Origin of the sequence: Roseibium sp. (assembly GCF_965216085.1) — a bacterium.
Taxonomy (GTDB): domain Bacteria; phylum Pseudomonadota; class Alphaproteobacteria; order Rhizobiales; family Stappiaceae; genus Roseibium.
The window spans coordinates 4,710,060-4,736,219 of sequence record NZ_OZ244138.1 but is presented as its reverse complement, the minus strand read 5'-3'; the positions used below and the strand labels follow the sequence as shown (position 1 = coordinate 4,736,219).

Sequence of the window (26,160 nt, the reverse complement as noted above, 5' to 3'; positions counted from 1 at the left end):
CCGCTGCTCAGACGAGTTTTTGAGGACGCGAAATATGGCAACGATTTATCAAAACGGCGAGTTCGTCGAGGAAACCTGGGTCCGGGCAGACGCTGAAACAGAAGCATCCGCTGACACGGATCTGCTGGTTCCATTGGCTCTGTTTCTGGAAGACGCGGACGCCTACGTTTCCCGCACCGGCAAAACCGCCTTACTGGTCGAACCCGGCGATGAAGTTGAAAAGGCAGCCACCTATCTGGACCAGTTGGCACATGTGGCGGTGTCCTTCCCGAGCTTTGTCGATGGCCGCGGTTTTTCAACGGCGCGCGATTTGCGCGAACACCTGAACTATCAGGGCGATATCCGTGCGGTTGGCAACTATATTCTCGACCAGGTGCCACTCGCCCGCCGCTGTGGTGTTTCCAGTTTTGAGATCTCCAAGCCGGAGGTCTTGAAAGCCTTGAAAGCTGGCGAATGGCCGGAAGTTACCAAGTATCTGCAGCCGGCCTTTGGTGCGATCGAAGAAATTCCGGAAGGCACCCGCCCCTGGGCGCGCCGCTCTTTCCGTGATCTTGCAGTCGCTGCAGAATAAGGCCTGACACAAGGTCTGTAAAAAGGGGCCTAGAGCCCCTTTTTGTGAGACCCTAGGCGCGCCGGGCAGTGCTTTCACGCGGTATCAGTTCGAAGCCGAGATCAATACTCTTTTCTTCCGGCGCATCCCCTTGCAGCGTCCCGATCATCATCTCCATGGCGCGCTGACCCATGTCCAGCCGGTGGGTGCGAATGCTGGTAATCGCAGGTGTGGCCGCTGCCATCATCTCCAGATCATTGAAGCCGCAAATGCCGATCTGTTCCGGAACGGCGATATTGCGGCGCTGGCATTCGAACAAGGCGCCCAAGGCAAGGTCATCGTTGTTGCAAAGGATTGCGTCAGTGTCTGGAGCCTTGGACAAAAGATCAGCGACCAGTTCACATCCGAGCGAAACATTGGATGGTTTGGGTGTTGTGACCACCCGGTTCGGATTGTAGAGCCCCGCTTTCTCGGCTTCCTCACGAAACCCTTGTAAACGGCGTTGGCTGCGTGGATCCAGCCGAGCGGCAATATAGCCGGGGCGCTGGTAGCCCATGTCGATGAGATGCTGTGTGGCTACCTTGGAGGCTTCGATATGCGAGAAGCCGATCATCATGTCGTACGGAGAAGGGCCGACCTCCATGACCTGGACAATTGGGCAGTCGGCGTTTTTGAGAAGCGAATCCGTTGTTTCTGATTGGTCTTGACCGGAGATGATCAACCCGGCTGGACGCTGGCTCAAGAAGGTCTGGACCAGCCGTTCTTCTTCCAACGGAGAATACCTGGAATTGCCGAGCTGGAGCTGCCACTTGCTGCCTTCGGCAACCTCATACACTCCGCGCAGAACATCAGCGAAAACATTGTTGGTGACCGACGGGACAATGACACCAATGACGTTGGTTTTGCCGGCGGCAAGGGCGCTGGCGTTGGGGTCCGGAATGTATCCCAGCCGGTTAACAACGGCAGTGATCCGCTGCCGCGTCTTTTCAGACACCTTCTCCGGTGACCGCAGGGCACGGGACACTGTCATGGCGCTGACGCCAGCCTCTTGTGCCACATCGGTGATCGATGGTTTTGATTTGTCCCGCAATACCAGGTCTTTAGTGCTCAATTGATGGTGGTGGGAGACTAGTTCAAAAAAATTGCGTTGACAAATGTTATCGCTAACATAATGATGCGACTACCGATGAGATTGATGTTGGGGAAATTTGTTGCAGTCTTTCGAGAACCGTCTGTTGATTGTTATGGGCGTTTGCGGCGTCGGAAAAAGTGCGCTGGCGGACCATCTGTCCTTGGCCTTAGGCGCAGAAATGGTAGAAGCAGATGATTATCACGATGCCGGAAGCCGCGAGAAAATGGCTGCGGGCATCCCATTGACCGACGAAGAGCGGAAGCCTTGGCTGGTTAATGTCGCAAAGGCCGCCAAACAGATATCTGATCGCGGAGATAGCGCTATCATTGCATGTTCCAGTTTGAAGAGATCCTATCGGGATATCTTGAGGACAGAACTTGGCCGCTGCACCTTCATTCACTTGACCGGTGAGCGGAACCAGATCGCCGAAAGGTTGGCTGGAAGGACCGGACACTTCGTTGGTGAAGCCCTTCTCGACAGCCAAATTGCGACCTTGGAACCGCTGGAAACAGATGAAGATGGGGTGACTGTGGACGTCTCTTATCCGATTGCGCGGGTCGCTGACCGCGCCTTGCAAGAATTGCAGCTTTCAAAAGCTGCTCAGAACCATCGCCGTAACCCGGCGGTGAAAACACTCTAGGGAGGAAGTCATGTTGAAATTATTGTCTCATACCGCCATTGCCGCCCTCGCGGCTGGCACGCTCATGTCATCTGCTATCGCTGCGGATTTCTCCTTCCGGTTCCAGTCATCGGATCCGGCAGGCAACCCGAATTTCGAGTTGCAACAGGGTTGGGCGGAAAGTGTCAAGGAAAAGACCGGTGGCCGTGTTGAAATCGAGCTGTTGCCAGTGGAATCCATCGTTGCCCACAATGAGACTCAGGATGCCGTCGCTGCTGGCATCCTTGATGGCCACGTAACAGACACGTCGTATTTCTCGGGCAAAGATCCGGCATTCGGCTTGATCGCCAATCCGGTCGGCGCCTGGTCGTCTCCGGATGAGATGTTTGCCTTCATGGCCAACGGCGGAGGCAAGGAGCTGATGAACGAGCTCTTGGAGCCCTACGGTCTGCGTTTCATCGGTGCGACAACACCGGGTCTGGAAGCGTTCATCTCCAAAAAACAGCTGAACGGCGTCGATGACCTGAAAGGTCTGAAGATGCGGGCTCCGGAAGGCCTCGTGCAACAGGTGTTTGCCGCAGCGGGTGCTGCTCCGGTAAATCTGCCAGGCTCTGAAGTCTTCACTGCCCTCGACAAAGGTGTGATTGATGCCGCTGATTATACAGTGTTTTCAACCAATCACGCGCAAGGCATGCACGGCGTTGCAGCGTTCCCAGTCTACCCAGGTTTCCATTCCATGCCGCTCGTTGAAATCTCGCTGAGCAAGGCAAAGTGGGATGCGCTGCCGGCAGACCTTCAGGCTGCGCTGGAAGAAAGCGTGACCGAATTCGCTTCCAGCCAAGTCGCGGCGTTGGCAGCACGTGACCTTGAAGCCGTTGAAGAAGCAAAGGCAAGCGGCAAAGTCACCGTCACAGACTGGCCGGCTGAAGAGCGCGCCAAGTTCCGCACGATTGCAAAAGGCGAGTGGGCCAAGGTTGCCGAGCGCTCAGACAATGCAAAACGTGTCTATGATGTGCTGACTGGCTACCTCAAGGAAAATGGGTTGATGCAATAACACCCATTTTGGGAACTCAAGAGCGGGCGCAGTTTGCGCCCGTTTTCTATCGGGCAGTTTAGGGGGAAAATGTGACCGGCAGAGAAGATCAAACAAAAGAAGATGAGGATTCCGGTGCAATTGCCGAAGCCGGGCTACTTGGACGCTGGATTGACAAGGGTGGGATCCTGTTTGCAGGCGGCATTGTTGTGTCGATGCTGGTTCTATTGAACGAGGTGTTCCTCCGCTACGTCTTCAATGCGCCAACGATTTGGGCACATGAAACCACGATTTTTCTATGTGGTGCCGCATTCATCTATGGCGGGCTCTATTGCACGGTTCGAGACCGGCATATCCGAGTGGTTCTTATCTATGATGCATTGCCTGACCGGGTGCACCGCATATTCAACGTCATCATTTCGCTGATCTGTGCCGTTTCCAGCGCCTTTTTCGCCTGGGCAGCCTATTTGATGGTTCTGCGCGCAGCTTTCCGGCCGGACGGTAGCTTCCGGCTCGAACGGTCAGGCAGCGCCTGGGATCCTGTTTTTCCAGGGGCGATCAAGGTCTTTCTTCTTGGTGTCCTCGTGGCAATGGCGCTCCAGTTTCTGGTGCTGGCCGTCAATTACGCGCGGGGCAAACGGTAATGGAATTCTTCGGATCTTTGCAGCCGCTCGGAATTGAGAGCGGCACCTTGCTCATGTTCGTTATGCTGTTGGCGCTGCTCGTGTCCGGCATTCCGCTGGCATTTGTGACTTTGCTTGTGGCGCTGGTGTTTGCGCTGGGCTGGTTCGGGCCGATGGTTGTGCCGCTGATCACCAGCCGCGTTTATTCCTTTGTCTCCTCCTTCGTCTTTGTCTCTGTTCCGATGTTCGTCCTGATGGCGGCTATTTTGGACCGCTCCGGGATCGCGCGGGATCTGTTTGATGCCATGAAGCTGCTCGGCGGGCGGTTACGCGGCGGTGTCGCCATTCAGACGATTGTCGTGGCAGTGATCCTGGCCGCGATGAGCGGCATCATTGGCGGTGAAGTTGTTTTGCTTGGGCTGGTTGCCCTGCCGCAAATGCTGCGTCTTGGCTACGACAAACATCTCGCCATCGGGGTGGTCTGCGCAGGTGGTGCGCTTGGCACCATGGTACCTCCGTCCATCGTGCTGATCATCTATGGCCTGACCGCAAATGTGTCTGTTGGCGATCTCTTCACCGCAGCCTTCATTCCAGGTTTGATGCTGGCCGGATTTTATGTCGCCTATGTTCTCATTCGGGCCTATCTCAATCCGTCCATCGCGCCGATCCCGGAAGACGAAGACACGCCGCTTTCTGAAAAGCTGCGGCTGTTGAAAGGTCTGATCTTGCCACTTGCCGTCGTTGCGGGCGTTCTGGGGTCCATATATGGCGGGATTGCCAGTGTGACTGAGGCGTCCGCTGTCGGCGTTGCCGGAGTGCTCCTGTCAACAGTCGTACGGGGTGAATTCACGCTTGGATTGTTGAAGGGCGCGGCGCTGCAAACCCTTCAAACTGTTGGCATGATCGTCTGGATAGGCATTGGCGCATCCGCGCTTGTCGGTGTCTTTAATCTGATGGGCGGCATCAAGTTCGTGTCTGCCTTGATCTCCGGTGTCTCGGATAATCCCACCATCATCTTGCTCTTCATGATGTTGATCTTGTTCGTGCTTGGCATGTTTCTGGATTGGGTTGGCATCGCCTTGCTAACCATGCCGATCTTTGTGCCGATCATCAAAACCCTTGGGTATGACCCGGTCTGGTTTGGGGTTCTGTTCTGCATGAACATGCAGGTGTCGTTCCTGTCTCCACCGTTTGGGCCAGCGGCGTTTTATCTGAAGAGTGTTGCGCCACCGGACATATCGCTGGCAACGATCTTCAGATCACTCCTGCCTTTCATTGCGCTGCAGGTTCTGGCGGTTGCTCTTCTGATTGCCTTTCCGGGCATTACGGGCAGATGACAAGAAAAGACCGGGGTAAGTCCCCGGTCTTTTTTATTTCTGGCTATCAGACGGCATTGGTGAGCCGCAAAACCACAAAAAGCGGGAATACAGCCATTGGGGCCATTGTAAAAAGCATGCCGACGGCCCGGCCGTTTCCCCAACCGACAGTCACGATCGTGGTGTAGTGGATCAGACGGCCCAGCAGAAGCGAAGTGCCGCCTGCCCAGATCAGCCAGACGGGCGCACCTGCAATTTCAGCCGCCGCCATGGCGATCAAGACGATCGGGACGGTTTCTGTGAAATTGCAGTGGGCGCGCATCCGTTTTTGCAGTGTTTCATCGCCATCGTCCCAAAAAGAAATGTTGGTTTGCACCCGGCGGAGACCAACTGCGATGGTCATTGGAATTTGAATAAGGGCAAATACGGCGGCAAACAAAAGTGTGACGGAAAGCGAATTTAGAAGGTCCATAGCGGTCATCCTTAGGGGCATGGAAGCGGCAAGTGCTCATTGCCGGCTTCCTGGATCGCAAATTGATCAAGAGGCTTGGGATTCATAAGTGATCAGCGCGATCACACCACCGACCGGATCGGAAATCGTTGCCATCCGTCCTACCGTTGGAACCGAAAAGGGTTCTGCAAGAACAGTCGCCCCCAAAGCCTTCGCTTTGGCGACGCGCGCATCGACATCATCGACAGTCACATAAGGGAGCCAATGTGCTTTGTCTGCGGCCATGGGCGGAAACCCGCCGACCTTGTCTTCTCCATTTTTGATGACGGTATAGGTGGCGTCCGGCATTTCCATATCCTCGGTGCCCCAATCAAGAAGATCGGTGTAAAACGCCCTGGCCTTTGCGCCATCACCGCTGTGAAGTTCCATCCAGCTGAAAGTGCCATGTGTCTGCATCGGATTGCTCATGTCTCGTCCTCTCAATTTATGATCCTGGTTGTTCCAGGTGGTCAGAGGACGGCGGCGATTTTGCAAATCCGACAGGGCCGAGAAAATTATTTGAGATTTTTTAGTTGCTTCAGAAGGTGAGCGCGTTCGGTTTCTGTGCCCGCCAATTTGATCGCCTCTTCGAAGGCTGATTTGGCAGCTTCACTATTTCCGGTTTCTGCGAGCAGGGTCGCTTTGGCTGCATGAAAGCTGGCATAGCGCGAGAGCGAACCGGCAAGGGGGTCCAGCTGCGCTAAAGCGGCTTTAGGTCCCTTGATTTTGGCGAGAACGACTGCCCTGTTCAGTTTGACGACCGGGGAGGGGCGAATGTGGTCAAGCGCCCGGTAAAGGCGTTCGATTTCCGCCCAGTCGGTTTCCTTATAGGTTTTTGCCCGGGCATGAGTTGCCGCAATGGCCGCCTCGATTTGAAGCGGGCCGGGAGCGCGTTTCAAAAGCGCTGTTTCGAGAAGAACAGTCCCCTCAGCAATCCGGTTTTTGTCCCAAAGGCTGCGGTCCTGCTCGTCCAATGTGATTGGCATGCCGTCTTCGCTCACACGGGCAGTGCTTCGGGAGTGCTGGATCAGGCAGAGGGACAGCAACCCCTTGAGTTCCGGTTCTTCTGGAAACAGGCGCACCAGCAACCGCGCCAATCGTATGGCTTCATCGCAGAGCGTTTCCCGGATGATAGCTTCACCCTGAGACGCCGAATACCCTTCGTTGAACACCAAATAGATGGCATTTGCCACCGATTGCAGTCTTTCGGCGCGCTGGGCCGCATCGGGTTCCTCATAGCTTAGTTTTGCGGCCTGTATCTTCTTCTTCGCCCGGGTAATTCGTTGTTCCATCGTTTTGGGTTGGACCAGGAACGCCCGTGCAATTTCATCGACTGACAGACCGGCGACGATCTTGAGCGCCAAAGCAATTTGCTGGTCCTTGCGCAAAATCGGGTGGCAACAGGTAAAGAGGAGCCGGACAACATCGTCCCGGAAATGGGCTTGATCGAGTGCGCCAGGCATGTCGTCCGAGAGATATGTCTCATCGGGAATTGGTTCGAACTTTTCAGGAGATGTCAGGGCCTCGCGCTTTCGCTTTCGGATCTGGTCAATGCCGTAATTGCGTCCAGCGACAATCAGCCATGCAACGGGGTCCTTGGGGAGCGTTTCATCGCTCCAAGTCTTGACCGCGCGGATAGAGGCTTCCTGAAAGGCATCTTCAGCGAGATCAATGTCTTGAAAATAGCGGTTGAGCGCGGCCAACACCCGTGGCCGGGCTGCTTTGACATGTGTGGAGAGCCAGGCTCCGTGCATGTGCGGCAACTGCCCGCGACCCCTTAAACCTGCTCGGGCATGGAATCGACATCTTCCAGAAAGGCCTCGTTCACGACCATTCGCTCGCCATTTTTGTAGTCAGCGCCTTCAAAAAACTCGACCGGCCTGACTTCAATTCTGCCATATTCAATCGGCAACAACTTCACCGCTTCCATAGCCTCATTGAGGGTCGGGTAATCGACCAGATAAAAACCAAGAAACTGTTCCTTGGTCTCCGCAAATGGGCCGTCAGTCACCAGCACATCGTCGTTCTCTCGATGCATCGTCACGGCAGTTCCGGTCGACATCAATTTGACCGCTGCGCCAAAACTTTTGTCGGTTTTGGTGTGACGGTGAAAATCGCCGTGTTTGCTCATCAGCTCATCCATTTCGGCCTTGCTGAGAGCATCTGCGAAGCTCTCATCATTGTAAATCAGGATCGAAAAAAGCATTGGGTCATCCTCCGTTTAGGTGACCAAGGAACGAATGGCTTGAACCTTATCCGACAGCAGGGATGAGAAAAACTGAAAACAATCGGAAATTTGCCTGATTGGATTGTCGAAACCTTGCTCCAGATTGGGCAAGCCGGAGCAAGGTTATCATGTCCTCCGCGTTTTAGTGTGTAGCCTCCAGTGACCGGGCAAAGGCGGCACCAACCTCGGCAATGGCTTCGTTGCGGACCTTAAAGGTAGCCTTGCTTTCCGTCAGATACACCACGAGCGCGAGAGGCTTGCGGTTTGGCGGCCAGATGATCGCGATGTTGCCGCGCGATCCATAGGCACCGGCGCCGGTCTTGTCGCCAATCCTCCACCCTTCCGGAAGGCCGGCGCGCAGTGTGGAATCGCCGACCAAATTGCCTTCAAGCCAACCGGCGAGTTTGTTGCGGGACGCACCTGACAAGGCATTTGAAAAGACCAGTTTGTACAGTGAGGCCGCAGCCGCGCGCGGAGTGGTCGTGTCCCGTGGGTCACCCGGTTTGCCTTCATTGAGCGTCGGTTCATAACGGTCGAGCCGGGTTATCTGATCGCCGATCGACCGCATGAAGGCCGTCAATCCGGCAGGTCCGCCGAGTTCCTCAAGAACAAGATTCGCGGCCGTGTTGTCGCTGGTCGTGACGGTGGCTTCGCACAGATCCGCATAGGTTAGATTTGAAGAGCCAATGTGGTCCTTCGTCACCGGCGAATGTTTGACGATCATGGCCTCATCGATCGCAACCGGCTGACCAAGATCGCTTTTTCCGGTGTCGACTTGGTGAAGGAGAGTAGCACAAGCAAACGCCTTCATGGTGCTGTTCATGGGAAAGCGCTGGTCGCCATTATAGTCCCATTCTATCGCATTTTCCGGATCATAGACTGCGACCCCGATGCGGGTTTTCAACCTGCTTTCGATTTCCTTTGCGGCCTTTTGGAGGGGGGCGGGGTTGAACTCGGCAGCAAGGGCTGGCGGCACCCCGATCAGGGCAAGCAGAAGCGCTGCTGCGCCAAGTGAGAGCGGTTTTCGAAACATCATAAGAAGTGTCCAATCATCTCAAGTTTGGGAGGCTTCAGCCGCGGTTCTGAAGCAAATCCGATCGGTGGGCGGACTATGCGGAGAACTTGAGGGATCGACAAATGATGGTTTCTCGGATTAGGCATGAGAAAAACTTGGGCAATAGGCCCGCCGGAAATTTAAGTGACAAGGCCCGGTGAATTCAGATGAACGTATCGCAACTGCCGCTCAATGCTCTGCGTGCTTTTGAGGCGTCTGCCCGGCTTGGCAGCTTCACCAAGGCGGGCCTGGAACTCAGGGTGTCTCAGACTGCCGTCAGCCATCAGGTCAAATCGCTGGAAGCCGTCCTTGGGATTTCATTGTTCGATCGGCTGCCGCGCGGTGTGGTGCTGACTGATGAAGGACAGACGCTGCTGCCGGTTTTAAACGATGCGTTCAACCGGATGAGCGCAGCGTTGAGCCGGTTTGAACACGGAAACTTCCAAGAGGTTTTGACAATCGGCGTTGTTTCAACCTTTGCCAACGGCTGGCTAATCGCCCGGCTGAAAGAGTTCTCACAATCTTGTCCGGACGTGGATGTCCGCTTGAAAACAAACAACAATCGCGCAGACTTTTTGGAAGACGGTCTCGACTATTTCATCCGTTTCGGTGATGGCGCTTGGCACAGCACCAATGCCATACCGCTCATCGAAGCGCCCCTGTCTCCAATTTGTGCACCTGACCTGGCGCGGGATCTGAAGGAACCTTCGGACCTGAAGTCCTTACCACTGCTTCGGTCTTACCGTCATGACGAGTGGAGCCGATGGTTTCAGGCCGCCGGTGTTGAGCCTCCGGCCCCGAGAGGATGGGTGTTTGATTCTTCAATCGCGATGGCAGGGGCTGCCGCCCAAGGGGTGGGTGTTGCTTTAGTACCAATGGCCATGTTTCAGCAAGAACTGAGTTCAGGTCAATTGGTGCAGCCGTTTCCGCAGTCGGTATCTCTGGGGCGCTATTGGCTTACCTGGCTCAAGTCCCGGAAAGAGACAGGAGCGATGCGGCAGTTCAGAGACTGGATTGTAGTCAGTACATCTATAGATTGAAATTATTAAGTATCAACCTGATATGCCTAAGGTCTTTCAATAGGATGAGTTGACAACAATAATGATTGAAACGATCGAAAAACTATTGGCTATTCCTGTTCCGGTTTGGATTGGCCTGACCATATTCCTAGTCGGATTTGCAGTCTATGTGAGGGCCACAAATCCGGGAAAAGCACACGGCGATTTCAAAGTATCCAAACCAGCCCAGCCATTGCAAAACGGGTCTCCTTATCGAGCCTCTAGGCAGGCGGGTAGCTCACATGCAAGCGTCGAAGACGAAAATTCCGAACACCATCTAACAAGCGGCAATCACAAGCACTTCTGAAACCAACGCATTTCTATGGAAGTTCGAGGTTAGGTGGCGGCTGACTAAAAAGCCGCCACTCCGAGCTTAGCTCATCCAACCGTCCCGTTTCAAAATCCTATATGTGTCGTTCAGGGTTTTCTCAGCTGTTGCCACCAGGTGATCGGCTTCCTCGTGTGACAGAACCAGCGGCGGGGAGATGATCATGCTGTCGCGGACCGCGCGCATGACCATGCCGTGTTCGAAGGAAATGTCGCGGCAGAGGTTTCCGGGCACACCAACGTCGGAGAATTTCTTGGTGAGGTTCTTCTTGTCGGGAACCAGCTCCAGTGCGCCGACCAAACCGGTCATGCGGGCTTCGCCGACGAGTTCGTGCTCGCCCAACTTCAACCAGCGCTCTTTGAGGTAGGGGCCAATGTCATTCTTGACCCGGTCGACAAGGCCTTCGCGTTCGATGATTTCAAGATTGGCAAGGGCGGCAGCCGCACAAACCGGGTGACCGGAATAGGTGTAGCCATGGTTGAAATCGTCACCGGCGTTCATCAGACCTTCGGCGACCCTGTCAGACACCATGACACCGCCCATCGGCAGATAGCCTGAGGTCAGGCCTTTGGCGATCGGCATCAGGTCCGGTTTCATGCCGTAGTAGGTGGAGCCGAACCATTCCCCCAAACGGCCAAAACCGCAGATGACTTCGTCAGAGACAAGCAGGATACCGCGTTCATCCAAAATGCGTTTGATTTCCGGCCAGTAGGTGTCGGGTGGAATAATGACGCCACCAGCACCCTGGATCGGTTCGGCGATAAAGGCGGCTACCTTGTCTTCGCCGATTTCATCAATGGCCTGTTCCAGCTTGCGGGCGATGTGAATGCCGAACTCATCCGGGTCCATGTCCTGGCCTTCACCGAACCAGTAGGGCTGATCGATGTGATGAACACCGGATACCGGCAAATCGCCTTGCGCGTGCATGGCCTTCATGCCGCCGAGGCTGGTACCGGCAAGGGTGGAGCCGTGATAGCCGTTCCAGCGGCCGATGATTACCTTTTTGTCCGGCTTACCCATCTTATCCCAATAAGTGCGGACCATCCGGAAGACCGTATCATTGGCTTCCGAGCCGGACGAGCAATAAAACACCGTGTTGATGTGATCTGGCGCCAGCTTCGCCAGCTTTTCAGAAAGCGCGATGGCCGGCGGGTGGGTCGTTTTGAAGAACGTGTTGTAATAGGCCAACTCGTTCATCTGCTTGGTGACCGCATCGGTTATTTCCGAGCGGCCATGCCCCACCTGAACACACCAAAGACCCGCCATACCGTCGAGTATCTTCTTGCCATCGGAATCTTGTAGCCAGACACCATTTGCACTGGTGATGATCCGGCTGCCTTCCGCGTTCAAGGACTTCATGTCGGAAAACGGGTGCCAATGATGGGCCGCGTCCAGTTCCTGAAGGGCCTTGGTCGGGTAGATGTTGGAATGGGCCGTCATGGCAAAGACTCCAAGGGAAAATAAGCTGTGATCAGACGTTGAGCAGGAGGTATTCCCGCTCCCAAGGGCTGATCACCGACATGAAGGTTTCGAACTCTTCGTATTTGATGGCCCGGTAAGTGGCGACGAACTTTTCGCCAAATAATTCGACCATGTCATCGGAGTTCTCGAATTTGGTGAGTGCTTCCGGCAGGCCGCGCGGCAGCGATTTTGCCAGTTCCGTGCAATCGTCCATCCGCGGTGCATCAGGCTTCAGCCCTTTGACGATGCCGAGATAACCACACGCCAGGGACGCCGCGATGGCCAGATATGGATTGGCGTCGGAGCCGGGGATCCGGTTTTCCAGGCGCCGGGCATCCGGGCTGGAGTGCGGGACACGCAAACCGACGGTCCGGTTATCATACCCCCAATAGACATTCACCGGAGAGGTCGAGGTTTTCGAAAACCGCCGGTAGGAATTCACAAAGGGAGCCATGATCGGCGTGACCAGCGGCAGATAGGTCTGGTGACCGGCAATGAAGGACAGGAAGGCTTCCGTCTCCATTCCGTTGTCGCCGGCAAAAATGTTCTGGCCGGATTTCTTGTCGAGCACTGACTGGTGGATGTGCATGGCAGATCCGGGCTGGTTCGACATCGGTTTGGACATGAACGTGGCATACATGCCGTGGCGCAGGGCAGCTTCGCGGATCGTGCGTTTGAACAAGAAAACCTGATCGGCCAGCGCAAGCGGTTCGCCGTGGCGCAGATTAATTTCCATCTGCGCGGCACCTTCTTCGTGGATCAAGGTGTCGATTTCCAGACCCTGCTTTTCCGACAGGTCATAGATGTCGTCGATGAGATCGTCGAATTCATTGAGAGCAGAAATGGAATAGGACTGCCGGCCAACTTCCGGCCGCCCGGACCGTCCTGTCGGCGGCTCTAACGGATCATCTGGATCCGTGTTCGGGCGGACCAGATAAAACTCAATTTCCGGCGCGATGACCGGCTTCCAGCCCTTGTCGTCATAGAGTTTCAAGATGCGCTTAAGGACGTTCCGCGGTGCGGTTTCAACTGGGGCACCTTCGCGTGTGTAGGCATCGTGAATAAGCTGCGCTGTCGGATCACTTTCCCAAGGAACGGATGTCAGCGTGCTGTAATCGGCGCGGAAGAAGAGGTCGCCGTCGATGGGGTTGTGCTGGAAGCGATCGTCGTCTTCCGGATAGTCACCGGAGATTGTCTGCGCGAAGATCGACGCCGGCATGGTCATGACTGGACCAGAAAAAAACTTTTCTGTCGGCATCATCTTGCCGCGGGCCACGCCCGCCAGGTCCGGAACGATGCACTCGATATCCTCAATGTTTCTGACCTTCAGCCAGTCCCGAGCGGTGTCGACGTCTTTTACGCCGCGCAGGTTCGACAAAGGATCGAGAGTTTCAGATTCTGTTTTTTCATCCGTCACGGGTTGGCTCCGGCGGTTGGGGATATGGTCTGTAGGCGGGTGCAGGTTCCATACCAACGCTGCCTTGCCAAAAACCAAAGGTCCCGGATTTTCTCAATCAAGAGATTTTTGTGATCACAAAATGACACAGTCAGGAAATGTGTTCAAGCGGGGCCGCTAGCATCCAATATCGCTTTTCCCAACAAACCCATTCCGTCCTCAATGTCGGCTGAGATCGCAGATTTAAGGGCCGTTGCGTCCTGGGTCTTCATTGCTTGAATTGCTTCTTTGTGCCGGTCTTCCAGGCTCGCAGTCCCGACCCGGCCGTAGACGGTGCGCATAAAGGGGGCGAATTGCAGCCATAGACTGTCGACCAATGGAAGCAACACCTGAGACCTGGACGCTTGGTAGATCAGGAAATGAAAAGCGTGGTTGAGCCGCATATAGGATTCCGCGTCCCCTGAAACCAGGCAGGCATCGATATCATCATCGATTTTCTGAAGGTCTCTGATGTCTTTGCTTCTCAAAAAGGGGAGGGCGCGTTCGGCCAGCTCCGGTTCCAGTAGCAGGCGGGCCTTTAGAACTTCATCAAATCGGGCCGGTGTCATGTCCGGCACTTGCACCCGGCCATTGGCTTTGACTTCAAGGGCGTTTTCGGCTGCCAGCCGTTGCAAAACCTCGCGAACCGGCATTGGACTGACGCCAAGATCAGCGGCAAGTCCCCGCAAAGTCACGGCTTTGCCTGGAATGAAGCGGCCGGTCAAAAGACCAGTGCGAACGGCAGCCTCGACATGACCGCGCGCCGCGCCGCGTAGGGACGTCGGGGGTGTGGGAGTGTCTTTTGCCAAGTCTGCGGACAATGCAGTCCTCCTTGCCTAGGCAGATCAGGTCAAGCGCCAGAGTAACTTGACAGGCTCGCCGGAAAGTGATCACATTTTTTTAAAGAGCGCAATGGCTGGCGCAGTCTGCCCCATCGACACAGCCGTGAACTGGAAAAGCTGAGGCCCTATGAACGAACTTCCGCACCAGATACTGGAACACCCGGCAGATCCCGGTTGGAAGTCGGCTTTCGACGCCTTTCTGGAAGAACATTCCGACCTGGACACCCTGGAAGTTGTTTTGCCGGACACAAACGGAGTTCTGCGTGGCAAATGGTTGCCTGGCAAAGCGCTGGCAAAGGTGTTTGAAGGCGGCGTTGCCTTTCCCTATTCGCTCTTCGGCCTGGATGTCTGGGGCCGGGAGGTGGAAGCCACCGGCATGCACCTGGAAACCGGTGACAAGGACGGTGTGTGCTGGCCAATCCCGGAAACTTTAAAATTGGTTCCCTGGACCGAGCGCAAAACGGCCCAGGTGCTGCTTTCCATGTATGATCGGGATGGCGAACCGTTTCCGGCTGATCCGCGTCATGTACTTGAAAACACCGTCCTGCAAATGAAGCAGGAGTTTGGCGTCTCAGCCACATGTGCCTTCGAATTGGAATTCTATCTGTTTGAGGAAAGTGACGGCGACTGGACGGAGCAGCCCAAACCGTTGTTCTCAACCCATCTGGGCCCGGCGCGGCAAAACATGTACGCGTTGTCGGACCTGGAAGCGTTGCTGCCCGTGGTCGACGATCTGCGTAAGGCCTGTGAAGCGCAGGGGATACCAGCTGATGCCGCTGTTTCAGAAGCAGCACCCGGCCAATTCGAGCTGAACCTGCATCATCGCCGTGATCCGCTTCTTGCTGCCGATGATGTGGTGCTTCTGCGCCGGCTTGTTGCTGGGGTTGCCCGAAAGCACGAACTGAAAGCGTCTTTTATGGCCAAACCGTTTGTGGAATGGCCGGGCAATGGCATGCATGTTCATGTCTCTATGGAAGATGACAACGGCAATCTGTTTGCCGACCCGGATGAAGGCCCAACCCGCCTTGGCTATGCCATTAATGGTTTGCTGAAGACAATGCCGGAAGCGCTCCTTCTCTTCATATCGACCTTCAACGGGTTCCGCCGTATGCAGCCGGGGTCTTATGCCCCGGCATCGATTTGCTGGGGTTATGACAACCGCTCGGTCGCGTTGCGTGTGCCAGCCTCTTCTCCAGAAGCCGCACGAGTGGAACACCGGATCGCTGGTGCAGACGCCAATCCGTATCTGGTTCTCACCGGGATCCTGTCCGGGATGATGGAAGGACTGCGACTAAAGAAAGACCCGCCGGCGCCTGTGACCGGAAATGCATATGAAAAACGGAAAAAACGGCTGACGCCTTGGATGGACGAGGCCATCGATGCATTTGAAGCGTCAAAACTAATGAAACGGGCCGTTGGTGCAGAAATGCATAAAGTTCTGACAGAGATAAAGCGGGAAGAATTGAACGAATTCGGGCGGGAAATCTCGTCCCTGGAGCGGCAGACCTATCTGTGACGCCACCGATGCACATTTGTGTGCCGAGATTGCTTAAAATCCGTTCTGGACAAAAATGCTGGTGCGGGGCCAAAGTTCAAAACAGAGGAAGTGAGATCAGCAAGCGGTTGTATCCGTTTGGAAAAGGGGCAGAGAAAAAGCCCATCCGTTGCAGGGGAGTGCCAACATGAAACTGAAAAACATGCTCATTGCCGTGACCTCGCTCAGCATTCTGAGCGGCGGGGCCATGGCTCAAGACCGGACTGTGAATGTCTTCAACTGGTCTGATTATATCGATGAATCCATTCTGGAGGATTTCACCAAGGAAACCGGTATCAAGGTCGTCTACGACGTCTTTGACTCTAACGAGGTTCTGGAAACCAAACTCTTGGCTGGCGGCACCGGCTATGATGTGGTTGTTCCGACGGGGTCTTTCTTATCCCGTCAGATCCAGGCTGGTGTATTCTCCAAATTGGACCGCTCTAAGCTATCGAACCTTTCCAACATGTGGAAGGACATTGAAGCACGGGTCGAGAAATACGATCCTGGCAATGCCTATTCGATCAACTACATGTGGGGCACCACCGGCATTGGCTACAATGTTGAAAAAGTGAAAGCAGCTCTTGGGGATGATGCTCCGGTTGACAGCTGGGATCTTCTTTTCAAAACGGAAAACCTGGAAAAGCTGAAAGATTGCGGTGTCTTCATGCTGGATGCTCCGGCCGAAATGGTGCCGGCGGCGCTGAAGTATCTCGGCATTGATCCGGACAGCAAGGACCGCGGTGATATTGAAAAAGCGGGCGAGCTATTGAAATCGATCCGCCCTTATATTCAGAAATATCATTCATCAGAATACATCAACGCGCTGGCCAATGGTGACATCTGCCTGGCTGTTGGCTGGTCTGGAGATGTCTTGCAGGCCCGTGACCGGGCTGCGGAAGCCGACAATGGTGTGGCCGTGGAATACTCCATTCCAAAAGAAGGCGCACAGATGTGGTTCGACCAGATGGCGATCCCGGCGGACGCACCGAACATGGATGAGGCGCACGAGTTCCTCAACTACATCATGCGGCCGGACGTCATGGCGAAGGCATCGAATTATGTCTACTACGCCAACGGCAACAAAGCCTCTCAAGCGCTATTGAATGATGATGTGATTGGCGATCCGGCCATTTATCCATCCGAGGAAGCTGTTGCGAACTTGTACACTGTGACGGCCTATCCGCCGAAAGCGCAGCGTATCTTGACCCGCACCTGGACCGCCGTGAAGAGCGGCCAATAAGGCAGAGTGACCTGCCGGGCCGGAGTTCCGGCCCGGCAGAAAACACGTGTCGATGTTTCTCTTGGGGTGGGGGCAGTCTTGGCTAAAAAAACGATCGGGCCGGTGCGGCGGGATTTTGTTCCCTGGGAAAACCCCGATCATGCGCCGTTCATCGAATTCCGCAATGTGACCAAACGGTTTGGTTCTTTTACCGCGGTCAATGATCTGTCTCTGAAAATCTATGAGAAAGAGTTTTTTGCGCTGCTCGGCGGATCCGGGTGCGGAAAGACAACATTGATGCGGATGCTTGCCGGCTTCGAAACGCCGACGTCGGGGCAGATATTTCTCGACGGGCAGGACCTTGCTGGTATTCCGCCGCACCGCCGCCCTTCCAACATGATGTTTCAGTCTTATGCGCTTTTCCCGCATATGTCGGTGGAAAAGAATATCGCGTTTGGATTGAAACAGGACAATTTGCCCAAGGACGAGATTGAGGGGCGGGTCGCGGAAATGCTCCGCCTGACCAAACTTGAACCTTTTGCCAAACGCAAGCCGCACCAGCTCTCTGGCGGTCAGCGCCAGCGGGTTGCGTTGGCCCGATCTCTCGCCAAACGTCCAAAGGTGCTATTGCTCGACGAACCTTTGGGGGCGCTCGACCGGAAGCTGAGGGAAGAAACCCAGTTCGAATTGATGGCCTTGCAGGAAGATCTTGCAATGACCTTCCTGATTGTGACGCACGATCAGGAAGAAGCTATGACAGTCGCTGACCGGATTGCGGTGATGGACCACGGCGAACTTGTTCAGGTTGCGACACCTGCAGAAATCTATGAGGCGCCGAATTCCAAATTTGTCGCTGATTTCATTGGTGACGTAAATCTGATCGAGGCAAAGGTCGTTGAGACCAACGAAAATGGTTCGCGGCTGAAAGCAGTCATCGGGGACTTTTTGATCGAGACCGATCAATCCAGCAAAGCAAGCGCCGGCGACACAGTTTGGTACGCAATCCGCCCGGAAAAGGTTCGGGTGACAAAGGGCAATACCGAACCTGGAAGCGTCAATGCAATCACCGGTCCTGTTTGGGACATCGCGTATCTTGGCGACGTTTCGATTTTTCACGCGAAAATCGGAGCTGGAGACCACGACATCCTGCGCTCCACTGTCGCCAACGTGTCACGACTGGTCGAAAATCCGATCACTTGGGATGACGACGTCGTTTTGTCATTCGACCGGGATGCCGGCGTGATTTTGGAAAGATAGGGGGATACGATGAGCGGACCGGTTCCTCCCCCACGCAAACGCTCGCTCGGCAGCCGGGTTCTGATTGCAGTTCCTTATCTTTGGTTGCTGATTTTCTTTTTGGCGCCGTTTCTGATCGTTTTCAAAATCTCGTTGTCGCAGGTGGCGATTGCCATCCCACCCTATTTCCCAACATTTGATCTGGCTGAAGGCCTTCAGGGGATTTGGGAAAACGCCGCCGAGTTTTCCTTTGAAAATTATGTTTGGCTGACCGAGGACGCTTTGTATTGGAAGTCCTATGTGTCGTCAGTGGTGATCGCGGCTGTGTCTACCGTTCTGACGCTGTTGATCGGTTACCCGATTGCCTATGGTATGGCGCGCAGTCCACAATCCTGGCGGCCGACGCTGCTGATGCTGGTGATCCTGCCGTTCTGGACCAGCTTTCTGATCCGGGTCTATGCCTGGATTGGCATTCTGAAGAATGAGGGGCTGCTGAACCAGTTCCTGATGATGCTTGGTTTAATTGATGAACCTTTGGTGATCCTCAACACCAACATCGCAGTCTATATCGGCATCGTTTACTCCTATCTGCCGTTCCTTGTGCTGCCGCTGTATGCGAGCCTTGAAAGACTGGATGGCAGCCTGTTGGAGGCCGCTGAAGATCTGGGCTGTCCGCCCTGGCAGGCGTTTTGGAAAATTACGGTGCCTTTGTCGCTTCCGGGGATTATTGCGGGCTGTTTCCTGGTGTTCATTCCAGCAGTCGGTGAGTTCGTGATCCCGGATCTTCTCGGTGGGTCAGACACGCTGATGATTGGCAAGACGCTCTGGGTCGAGTTCTTCTCCAACCGGGATTGGCCGGTATCCTCGGCGGTCGCTGTGATCTTGCTGATGATCCTGGTGATCCCAATCGTTCTTTTCCAAAATCAGCAACAGAAAATGGCGGAGAAGGACGGATGACACGCGGCCCCACTTGGTTCAACATCACGTCGCTCGTTCTGGGGTTTTCGTTCCTCTACCTGCCCATCGTGCTTTTGGTGATCTATTCCTTCAACGAGAGCCGGTTGGTGACCGTCTGGGGTGGCTTTTCGGTGAAGTGGTATGTTTCGCTGTTGGACAACAAACAACTGTTGGATGCCGCGTGGGTCACGCTTCGGGTCGCCTTTGTCTCAGCTACGATTGCCACCGTGTTCGGCACCATGGCCGCACTTGTTCTTGTCCGGTCCGGCCGCTTCATGGGCCGGTCCCTGTTTTCCGGGATGATCTTTGCGCCGCTCGTGATGCCGGAAGTGATCCTCGGTTTGTCCCTATTGCTCCTGTTCGTCGCTATGGATCAGGCCCGCGGGTTCTGGACAGTGATATTGGCGCACACGACCTTTGCCATGTGTTATGTCGCGGTTGTCGTGCAATCCCGGCTGGTTGGCTTCGATAAGTCGATTGAAGAAGCGGCAGAAGATCTCGGCTGCCCGCCCTTCAAAACCTTTTTTTTGATCACTCTGCCGATCATCTTGCCCGGTGTGATCGCGGGCTGGATGTTGGCCTTCACCCTGTCGCTAGATGATCTGGTGATCGCCAGCTTCACGACCGGGCCGGGGGCCACCACGCTGCCGATGAAGATCTATTCGCAGGTGCGTCTCGGCGTGACACCGGAAATCAATGCGGTCTGTACGATCCTGGTGGCTCTTGTGACCGTTGGTGTGATCGCAGCGTCCATCGTGACCAAGCGCCAGCATCTCCAGCGGGAGCGGGACGAGCGCGCAGCGTTTGGCGCAGAGGGTTAAGCCCGTGGTGGCCTGAACAGATAAATCACCAGCCAGACCGGCACCACGATGAAGGCACCGAGGATCATGTTCGGGATCGCCCAGTCGATGAACAGGTGCAGGTAAATCCAGAGCTCCATCGGGCTGAGGCCGACTGAACCCAGAATGTCTTCGGCGGAAATGTTGACGAACGACAGGCCCGCGCCGACCAGCAGGGAAATCACTGCAATCTTAAAAAGGGTCGACAGGAATTGGTACAAGGTGCCCCGCGTCTTTCGTCGATATGTTGTTTTGACCGTTAAGGTTTTACATACCATATCCAGGGCTGCACAAAACCATGTCCATGAGCCAAGATGCTGTTCGCGTACGACAATCGGCAAACAGGGTAAACCGTGGGAGCTGACTATTGGTTCATGTTTTTCGCTGCAATGCATCAATTCCGCTTGACCGAAGGAAAATGAGCGGCGAATGTGCCGCCCATGTGCGTTACGACACCAAACGGGAGTGAAAAATGAACAAAGTCTACCCGGACGCAAAGGCTGCCCTGGAAGGACTGACCTTTGACGGTATGACTGTGATGGCCGGTGGTTTCGGCCTGTGCGGCATTCCGGAAAACCTGATCGTGGCTCTGCGCGACTCTGGCGCTCAAAATGTGACCGCGATTTCCAACAACGCTGGTGTGGATGATTTTGGTCTTGGCCTGCTGTTGCAGACCCGCCAGATCAAAAAGATGGTGTCGTCCTATGTGGGCGAGAATGCGACCTTCGAAAAGCAGTACCTGAACGGCGAACTAGAACTGGAGTTCAATCCGCAAGGCACGCTCGCTGAGCGGATCCGCGCTGGTGGGGCCGGCATTCCAGGCTTCTACACCAAGACGGGCGTCGGAACGTTGATTGCGGAAGGCAAAGAGCACAAAGACTTTGACGGTGCGACCTACATCATGGAAACGGGCCTTGTTGCTGACGTTTCCCTGGTCAAAGCCTGGAAAGCCGACAAGGAAGGCAACCTGATCTACCGCAAGACCGCCCGGAACTTCAATCCGATGATGGCAACTGCCGGTAAGACGACTGTAGTGGAAGTGGAAGAGCTGGTTGAGGTCGGTGAACTTGACCCGGACAACATCCACACCGCCGGTATCTTTGTCGACCGCATCATTGTCGGCAGCCATGAAAAGCGCATTGAAAAGCGCACCATCCGCGAAGCCTGATCGAGTTGAGGAGATAAAAACATGGCCTGGACACGTGACGATATGGCCGCGCGCGCGGCAAAAGAACTTCACGACGGCTTTTACGTCAATCTCGGTATCGGCATCCCGACACTGGTTTCCAATTACATCCCGGACGGCATGCATGTGACGCTGCAGTCGGAAAACGGCATGCTCGGCATGGGCCCGTTCCCGACCGATGATGAAGTCGATGCCGATCTGATCAACGCCGGCAAACAGACCATCACTGAACTGCCGCAGACCAGCTATTTTTCATCCGCTGACAGCTTCGGCATGATCCGCGGTGGTCACATCGACTTGTCGATTCTGGGCGCGATGGAAGTCAGCCAGAACGGCGATCTTGCCAACTGGATGATCCCGGGCAAGATGGTCAAGGGCATGGGCGGCGCAATGGATCTCGTCGCCGGCGTTAAGCGCGTCGTTGTCATCATGGACCACACCTCAAAGGCAGGCGATCCGAAGCTTTTGAAACAGTGTTCCCTGCCGCTGACCGGCGTCCGCTGTGTCGACCGGGTGATCACCGGTCTCGGCGTCTTCGACATCACGCCACACGGCCTGACGGTTGTCGAACTTGCTCCGGATGTTTCCCTGGACGAAGTCAAAGCCAAGACCGAAGCGAACGTCGTCTGAGTATCGGAAACTGTTGGTTTCCAATCTGCCGTCCCGGCCTCCGAGCCGGGACGGCGAGCCGAGAAGACCATTTGACATCAAAACGCCCGCGAATTTCGCGGGCGTTTTTTGTTAGCAGTGATGTGAGCCCACCTACGCGTCTCCCGGTTTCTGTGATGAGAAACTTCCATCGTCTGCGAGGCTAACGTACCAAGACTGATTGGCGTTAGTGTTTGGTGTGCCGGAGGTCAATTCCCAAATATTTTCGAAGTTTGCTTCTTCACTAACTCCCGCAAAAATACTGGCTGATCCCAGGTTTATCTGGAGTGTTCCTGTCTCCAGAATATCCGCTGAAGTAACCTTTTCACCGATCAGCATGTAGCTTTTTCCAAGCATCAAAGCGCGACGCTGAAAAAAATCGTTTTTAGAGCTGTATGGCAAAGAAAAGTTGGAACCAGTAACCGCGAAATCGCCGGAAAGAGACAGCCAGGCCTCGATTGGTAAAGGCGCAGATCTACCAACGCATATGAAACCCAACTGAATGACGAGACTGTGGATGCGGATCGTATCTAGCTGACACCCATTCAAAAGTATCGATGCAATGTCCGCACATTCTTGTCGGCTTGATATTCTCATTCCGGTGTCAGCAGCAGTCATTACGCGCGCCATGTATCAACATCGTTTCGAAGTGGGAAGCGATTGTGGCACTACTCCGCTGCTGCTGCCTCCTTGCGTTCGGCGATAGGTCTGATCGCCGGAAAGTCCTGATCGGTCAGGGTTTCTCTGGTTAGCAGCAATTCGGCGCCTTTATCCAATTCGCCGCGGTGATCGTTCAGGATCGTCTTGGCGCGCGCAAAGGCGGCCTCTACGCGGGCGCGGATTGCCAAGTCAATCTCCCGCTGGGTTTCCTCTGACACGTCTGCCCTGTCCGGGCCCGGTTGGCCAAGAAAATTCTGTTGCGGGCTGGCGTAGACGCGATTGCCTAAAGCATCTTCCATGCCGTAGCGCATCACCATATCGCGGGCGACTTCGGTGACCTTTTGAAGGTCATCTGACGCTCCGGTAGAGATCTCGTTGAAGATGATTTCTTCGGCGGCACGGCCGCCCATCAAAACAGCCATCCGGTTTTCAAGGTCTTGTGTGGACAGGAGAAACCGGTCTTCGGTGGGCCGCTGCATAGTGTAGCCGAGCGCTCCGATGCCGCGCGGTATGATCGAAATCTTGTGCACCGGATCGCAGCCTTCAAGATTGGCGGCAACAAGCGCATGGCCCATTTCGTGAAAGGCGACGGTCTTGCGCTCTTTGTCGGACAGCACACGGCTTCGCTTCTCAAGGCCGGCAATCACCCGTTCAATGGCCTCGTTGAAGTCCTTGAGGGTTACAGCATCCGCATTTCGGCGGGTCGCGAGCAACGCGGCCTCGTTGATCAAGGTTGCAAGATCGGCTCCGGAGAACCCGGCTGTCAGCTGGGCAACCTGATCCAGGTCCGTATCCTCTGCGAGTGTGATCTTCTTGACGTGCACATCCAGGATCGCCCGGCGGCCGATCTTGTCTGGACGATCTACCAGAACCTGACGGTCGAACCGGCCAGCGCGCAAGAGAGCTTGATCAAGAATTTCCGGACGGTTGGTTGCCGCCAGAAGAATGATGCCGCTGGAGGGGTCAAACCCATCCAGCTCGGTCAAGAGCTGGTTGAGTGTCTGTTCCTTCTCGTCATTGGTGCCCATTGGTCCGCTGGAGCGGGCGCGGCCAAGTGCATCCAGTTCATCGATGAAAATGATTGCGGGTGCTTCCTTGCGCGCCTGGTCGAATAGATCGCGCACTCGGGCAGCGCCGACCCCGACAAACATCTCGACAAATTCGGAACCAGAAATTGAGAAAAAGGGCACGCCAGCTTCACCGGCGACAGCACGGGCCAAAAGCGTTTTGCCGGTTCCCGGAGGGCCGACCAACAAGATTCCTTTGGGCACATGCGCGCCCAGCCGGCCATAGGATTTCGGGTCTTTCAAGAAGTCGACGACTTCTTTCAGTTCGCGTTTGGCTTCATCGACACCGGCGACATTTTCAAAGCTGACCTCAACATCGGTTTCGACATAGACCTTGGCCTTGGATTTGCCAACGGTCATCATGCCGCCAAGACCTTGTTTTTCAGCGAATTTGCGGATGAAGAACATCCAGAGACCGAAGAGAAGAAGAACCGGCAAGACCCAGGACAGGATATCGCGGATGATGGTGTTCTGGACGACGCCGGTGAATTTCACATCATATTTGCTGAACTCTTCCGCAAGCGGCTGATCCACCCGGGTTGTGATGAAATACTGCTTGCCGTCCTTCAAAGGCTCTTTGAACTTGCCCTCGATGGTGTTTTCCTTGATGGCGATTTCTTCGATCTTCTTGTCTTTCAGATAGATCTCGAATTCGCTGTAGGGGATCTGTTCGACGTTTTTGTAGGTCGTCCACCAGCTTTGGAACAACAGCACCATCATCATGGCGATGAAGGCGTACCAAAGATTGATTTGGTGTTTTTTCTCCATGGAGTCCCTGTCCTACATCAACGCGTTTTTCTGCCGTCATTGGCGCGTGTTCGCTGCGATCTGTCAAGACACGTAGCCGGTGATCAAACAGCTGGGCCAGCTTGACGTTTGGACATTTTGGTCCGGAAGGAATCTGCGCTGGAGCGGGCGAGCAGAATGACAGGAATAAGTCCGACAAGGACGATCGCCAGGGATGGCAACGCAGCTTCTTCGAAGGCTTCGCGGGAGGCTGCTTCAAAGACCGTTGTTGCCAGCGTTTCGAAATTGAAGGGGCGCAAGAGGATCGTCGCTGGCAGTTCTTTCATGCAATCAACGAAGCTGAGCAGGGCGGCTGATAGAAGAACCGGTTTTAAGATCGGCAAATGAATCTGACCGAGGGTCTGTCCTGTGTTCCGGCCCAAAGTGCGGGCGGCCATATCAAGGTGCGGCGAGATTTTACCGAAACCGCCTTCGACTTGGCCGTAGGACACCGCCAGGAAACGCACACAATAGGCGTAAATCAGCCCGGTTCCGCTGCCGAGCAGCAGCAGGCCGGTGTTGATGCCGAACCAGTTTTCCATCCGGGCATCAACGAAATTGTCGAAATTGGCGAGCGGGATCAAGATGCCAATGGCAAGCACTGTTCCCGGAATAGCATAGCCAATGGACGCAAGCCGGACGCCAAGCTTCAACGGCCCTTTGGGATTGAGCCGCAGCGCATAGGCGAGCGCAACCGACACCACGACGGTGATCAATGCGGCAACGGCTGCCAGGCTGAAACTGTTCCAGCTCGTGGTTAAAAAGTTTGGCGACAGAAGATCGTCGAGACGCCGGCTGGCCCGATCGGCGAGCAGTAGCCCTGGCACAATGAAGCCGAGCAATATGGGCAAAGAACACAGGCCAAACGCCGCCGCAGCCTTTGCTCCAGTCAGATCGAAACGGGTTGGTGGGCGGTGTTTGGAGCCTCCACCGCTGTCGAAACGCTGCTTGCGGCGGCCAAACCGTTCCAGCCACAACAACAGAAACACCATGGCGAGCATCGCGAGAGCAAGCTGCGCGGCGCCGCCCAAGCTGGAGCGGTTGAGCCAGGTGTCATAAACGGAAAAGGTCAGTGTTTTAACACCGAAGAACGTCACCGCGCCAATGTCGTTGAGGCATTCCATCAGAGCTAGCGATACACCGATCACGATGGCCGGACGGGCCAGCGGCAAGGCAATGCGGAAAAACAACCCGTAAGGGGATGCGCCAAGAGTACGGGAGACATCCAGCGTGGACGCCGATTGGATCAGAAAACTCGCCCTGGTGGTCAGATAGACATAGGGATAGAGCACCAGCCCCATAACGAAGATCGCGCCGCCCAGCGAGCGGATCTCCGGAAACCAATAGTCCCGCGATGTCTTAAAGCCAAAGATAGACCGGATCGTGCTTTGAACAATGCCTGTATAATCAAGCACTTCGACATAAGAAAACGCAACGATATAGGTCGGGACAGCAAGCGGAATGAGCAAAGCCCAATCCATGATTTTTCGTCCCGGAAATTCGCACATGGTGACCAGCCAGGCCGCAACAACCCCGGTGATACAGGTCGATAAACCGACGCCGAGCATCAACAGCAGTGTTGTCATCAGCGAACCGGGCAATACCGTCCTGAGGAGGTGCCCCCAGACTTCACCGGTTGGTGTGAAGGCGATCCAGACAATCGCGGCCAGTGGCAACAGCACAAGAAGCGCTATGATGAGCGCTGAAAACTGCCAAAACCGGTCTGTAAACGAGTGTGAAGGGGTGCGGAGCACGAGCTGTCTTTGTCGTTGGTAATGCTTCGCAAAAGCTCTAGCGGCTCTTGCCGCAAAAAGCAAAGGACGAGCGAAGTCTCAAAGGGCTGTCCGCATCGAATTT

Annotated in this window: 26 protein-coding genes; 13 read left to right on the top strand and 13 right to left on the bottom strand. The window is 55.1% G+C overall.

The genetic code is table 11. The features are described from left to right. The first annotated feature begins 34 nt into the window (after positions 1 to 34). Positions 35 to 571 carry a DUF934 domain-containing protein gene (locus tag ACOOFE_RS22235; protein WP_420412081.1) on the top strand — a complete coding sequence of 179 codons (537 nt, stop codon included), beginning with the start codon at positions 35 to 37 and terminating at the stop codon, positions 569 to 571. Positions 572 to 623: 52 nt separating this feature from the next. Here the strand turns inward: ACOOFE_RS22235 and ACOOFE_RS22230 are convergent, their stop codons facing one another. Continuing rightward, positions 624 to 1,640: a LacI family DNA-binding transcriptional regulator gene (locus tag ACOOFE_RS22230; RefSeq protein WP_420412080.1), complete on the bottom strand. Its 1,017-nt coding sequence runs from the start codon at positions 1,638 to 1,640 to the stop codon at positions 624 to 626. Between the two features lie 121 nt (positions 1,641 to 1,761). Between ACOOFE_RS22230 and ACOOFE_RS22225 the strand changes: the two genes are divergently transcribed. The 4 genes from ACOOFE_RS22225 (at position 1,762) to ACOOFE_RS22210 (ending at position 5,294) form a co-directional block, all read left to right on the top strand. Beyond that, a complete protein-coding gene (locus tag ACOOFE_RS22225; RefSeq protein ID WP_420412079.1) occupies positions 1,762 to 2,322 on the top strand; it encodes a gluconokinase in 561 nt (186 codons plus the stop codon). 10 nt (positions 2,323 to 2,332) lie between these two features. Next, positions 2,333 to 3,355, top strand: a complete 1,023-nt coding sequence (locus ACOOFE_RS22220) for a TRAP transporter substrate-binding protein (RefSeq protein ID WP_420412078.1) — start codon at positions 2,333 to 2,335, stop codon at positions 3,353 to 3,355. A gap of 71 nt (positions 3,356 to 3,426) precedes the next feature. Further along, positions 3,427 to 3,978 (top strand): TRAP transporter small permease subunit, encoded by a 552-nt coding sequence (locus ACOOFE_RS22215; RefSeq protein WP_420412077.1) that lies wholly within the window; start codon positions 3,427 to 3,429, stop codon positions 3,976 to 3,978. Beyond that, positions 3,978 to 5,294 (top strand): TRAP transporter large permease, encoded by a 1,317-nt coding sequence (locus tag ACOOFE_RS22210; RefSeq protein WP_420412076.1) that lies wholly within the window; start codon positions 3,978 to 3,980, stop codon positions 5,292 to 5,294. Before ACOOFE_RS22215 ends, ACOOFE_RS22210 begins: the two co-directional genes overlap by 1 nt. Before the next feature lie 46 nt (positions 5,295 to 5,340). Here ACOOFE_RS22210 and ACOOFE_RS22205 read toward each other — a convergent pair whose 3' ends face one another. The 5 genes from ACOOFE_RS22205 to bla form a co-directional block, all read right to left on the bottom strand. Then, on the bottom strand, positions 5,341 to 5,745 hold the full coding sequence (locus ACOOFE_RS22205) for an MAPEG family protein (protein ID WP_420412075.1): 405 nt from the start codon (positions 5,743 to 5,745) through the stop codon (positions 5,341 to 5,343). Positions 5,746 to 5,811: 66 nt separating this feature from the next. Continuing rightward, positions 5,812 to 6,192 (bottom strand): VOC family protein, encoded by a 381-nt coding sequence (locus ACOOFE_RS22200; RefSeq protein WP_141188376.1) that lies wholly within the window; start codon positions 6,190 to 6,192, stop codon positions 5,812 to 5,814. 86 nt (positions 6,193 to 6,278) lie between these two features. Continuing rightward, positions 6,279 to 7,517, bottom strand: a complete 1,239-nt coding sequence (locus ACOOFE_RS22195) for an RNA polymerase sigma factor (protein WP_420412074.1) — start codon at positions 7,515 to 7,517, stop codon at positions 6,279 to 6,281. 23 nt (positions 7,518 to 7,540) lie between these two features. Then, a complete protein-coding gene (locus ACOOFE_RS22190; protein WP_420412073.1) occupies positions 7,541 to 7,969 on the bottom strand; it encodes a YciI family protein in 429 nt (142 codons plus the stop codon). A gap of 163 nt (positions 7,970 to 8,132) precedes the next feature. Continuing rightward, positions 8,133 to 9,026, bottom strand: coding sequence for a class A beta-lactamase (gene bla, locus ACOOFE_RS22185; protein ID WP_420412072.1), 894 nt, complete (start codon positions 9,024 to 9,026; stop codon positions 8,133 to 8,135). A gap of 185 nt (positions 9,027 to 9,211) precedes the next feature. Here bla and ACOOFE_RS22180 point away from each other — a divergent pair, with 185 nt between their 5' ends. Beyond that, positions 9,212 to 10,084: a LysR substrate-binding domain-containing protein gene (locus ACOOFE_RS22180; protein WP_420412071.1), complete on the top strand. Its 873-nt coding sequence runs from the start codon at positions 9,212 to 9,214 to the stop codon at positions 10,082 to 10,084. Between the two features lie 391 nt (positions 10,085 to 10,475). Here ACOOFE_RS22180 and ACOOFE_RS22175 read toward each other — a convergent pair whose 3' ends face one another. The 3 genes from ACOOFE_RS22175 to ACOOFE_RS22165 form a co-directional block, all read right to left on the bottom strand. Next, positions 10,476 to 11,870, bottom strand: coding sequence for an aspartate aminotransferase family protein (locus tag ACOOFE_RS22175; protein WP_420412070.1), 1,395 nt, complete (start codon positions 11,868 to 11,870; stop codon positions 10,476 to 10,478). A gap of 31 nt (positions 11,871 to 11,901) precedes the next feature. Further along, a complete protein-coding gene (locus tag ACOOFE_RS22170) occupies positions 11,902 to 13,332 on the bottom strand; it encodes a glutamine synthetase family protein (protein WP_420415622.1) in 1,431 nt (476 codons plus the stop codon). Between the two features lie 119 nt (positions 13,333 to 13,451). Further along, positions 13,452 to 14,147 (bottom strand): GntR family transcriptional regulator, encoded by a 696-nt coding sequence (locus ACOOFE_RS22165; protein WP_420412069.1) that lies wholly within the window; start codon positions 14,145 to 14,147, stop codon positions 13,452 to 13,454. Between the two features lie 148 nt (positions 14,148 to 14,295). On the opposite strand from ACOOFE_RS22165, the gene ACOOFE_RS22160 reads away from it, so the two are divergent. From ACOOFE_RS22160 to ACOOFE_RS22140, 5 genes are all read left to right on the top strand, one after another. Further along, entirely contained in the window at positions 14,296 to 15,684 is a 1,389-nt protein-coding gene (locus ACOOFE_RS22160) for a glutamine synthetase family protein (protein WP_420412068.1), read from the top strand. Positions 15,685 to 15,850: 166 nt separating this feature from the next. Next, on the top strand, positions 15,851 to 16,945 hold the full coding sequence (locus ACOOFE_RS22155; RefSeq protein WP_420412067.1) for a polyamine ABC transporter substrate-binding protein: 1,095 nt from the start codon (positions 15,851 to 15,853) through the stop codon (positions 16,943 to 16,945). Between the two features lie 78 nt (positions 16,946 to 17,023). Beyond that, on the top strand, positions 17,024 to 18,181 hold the full coding sequence (locus ACOOFE_RS22150; RefSeq protein WP_420412066.1) for an ABC transporter ATP-binding protein: 1,158 nt from the start codon (positions 17,024 to 17,026) through the stop codon (positions 18,179 to 18,181). A gap of 9 nt (positions 18,182 to 18,190) precedes the next feature. Beyond that, complete coding sequence (locus tag ACOOFE_RS22145; RefSeq protein WP_141188365.1) at positions 18,191 to 19,117, top strand: ABC transporter permease subunit; 927 nt, start codon at positions 18,191 to 18,193, stop codon at positions 19,115 to 19,117. Beyond that, positions 19,114 to 19,938 (top strand): ABC transporter permease, encoded by an 825-nt coding sequence (locus tag ACOOFE_RS22140; RefSeq protein ID WP_420412065.1) that lies wholly within the window; start codon positions 19,114 to 19,116, stop codon positions 19,936 to 19,938. Before ACOOFE_RS22145 ends, ACOOFE_RS22140 begins: the two co-directional genes overlap by 4 nt. On the opposite strand, the gene ACOOFE_RS22135 is transcribed toward ACOOFE_RS22140, so the two are convergent. Next, entirely contained in the window at positions 19,935 to 20,177 is a 243-nt protein-coding gene (locus ACOOFE_RS22135) for a DUF6460 domain-containing protein (RefSeq protein ID WP_141188363.1), read from the bottom strand. The two genes, ACOOFE_RS22140 and ACOOFE_RS22135, sit on opposite strands and share 4 nt — an antisense overlap. 251 nt (positions 20,178 to 20,428) lie before the next feature. Between ACOOFE_RS22135 and ACOOFE_RS22130 the strand changes: the two genes are divergently transcribed. Together ACOOFE_RS22130 and ACOOFE_RS22125 are read left to right on the top strand one after the other, a co-directional pair. Next, positions 20,429 to 21,124 carry a CoA transferase subunit A gene (locus ACOOFE_RS22130; RefSeq protein WP_141188362.1) on the top strand — a complete coding sequence of 232 codons (696 nt, stop codon included), beginning with the start codon at positions 20,429 to 20,431 and terminating at the stop codon, positions 21,122 to 21,124. A 21-nt stretch (positions 21,125 to 21,145) separates the two neighbouring features. Continuing rightward, entirely contained in the window at positions 21,146 to 21,772 is a 627-nt protein-coding gene (locus ACOOFE_RS22125; RefSeq protein WP_141188361.1) for a CoA transferase subunit B, read from the top strand. A gap of 132 nt (positions 21,773 to 21,904) precedes the next feature. Here ACOOFE_RS22125 and ACOOFE_RS22120 read toward each other — a convergent pair whose 3' ends face one another. The 3 genes from ACOOFE_RS22120 to ACOOFE_RS22110 all read right to left on the bottom strand — a co-directional run bounded on the left by ACOOFE_RS22120 (position 21,905) and on the right by ACOOFE_RS22110 (position 26,057). After that, a complete protein-coding gene (locus ACOOFE_RS22120) occupies positions 21,905 to 22,408 on the bottom strand; it encodes a hypothetical protein (protein ID WP_420412064.1) in 504 nt (167 codons plus the stop codon). Positions 22,409 to 22,458: 50 nt separating this feature from the next. Then, on the bottom strand, positions 22,459 to 24,285 hold the full coding sequence (gene ftsH / locus ACOOFE_RS22115) for an ATP-dependent zinc metalloprotease FtsH (protein WP_420412063.1): 1,827 nt from the start codon (positions 24,283 to 24,285) through the stop codon (positions 22,459 to 22,461). 83 nt (positions 24,286 to 24,368) lie between these two features. Next, positions 24,369 to 26,057 (bottom strand): ABC transporter permease, encoded by a 1,689-nt coding sequence (locus tag ACOOFE_RS22110; protein WP_420412062.1) that lies wholly within the window; start codon positions 26,055 to 26,057, stop codon positions 24,369 to 24,371. Between the last annotated feature and the right edge of the window lie 103 nt (positions 26,058 to 26,160).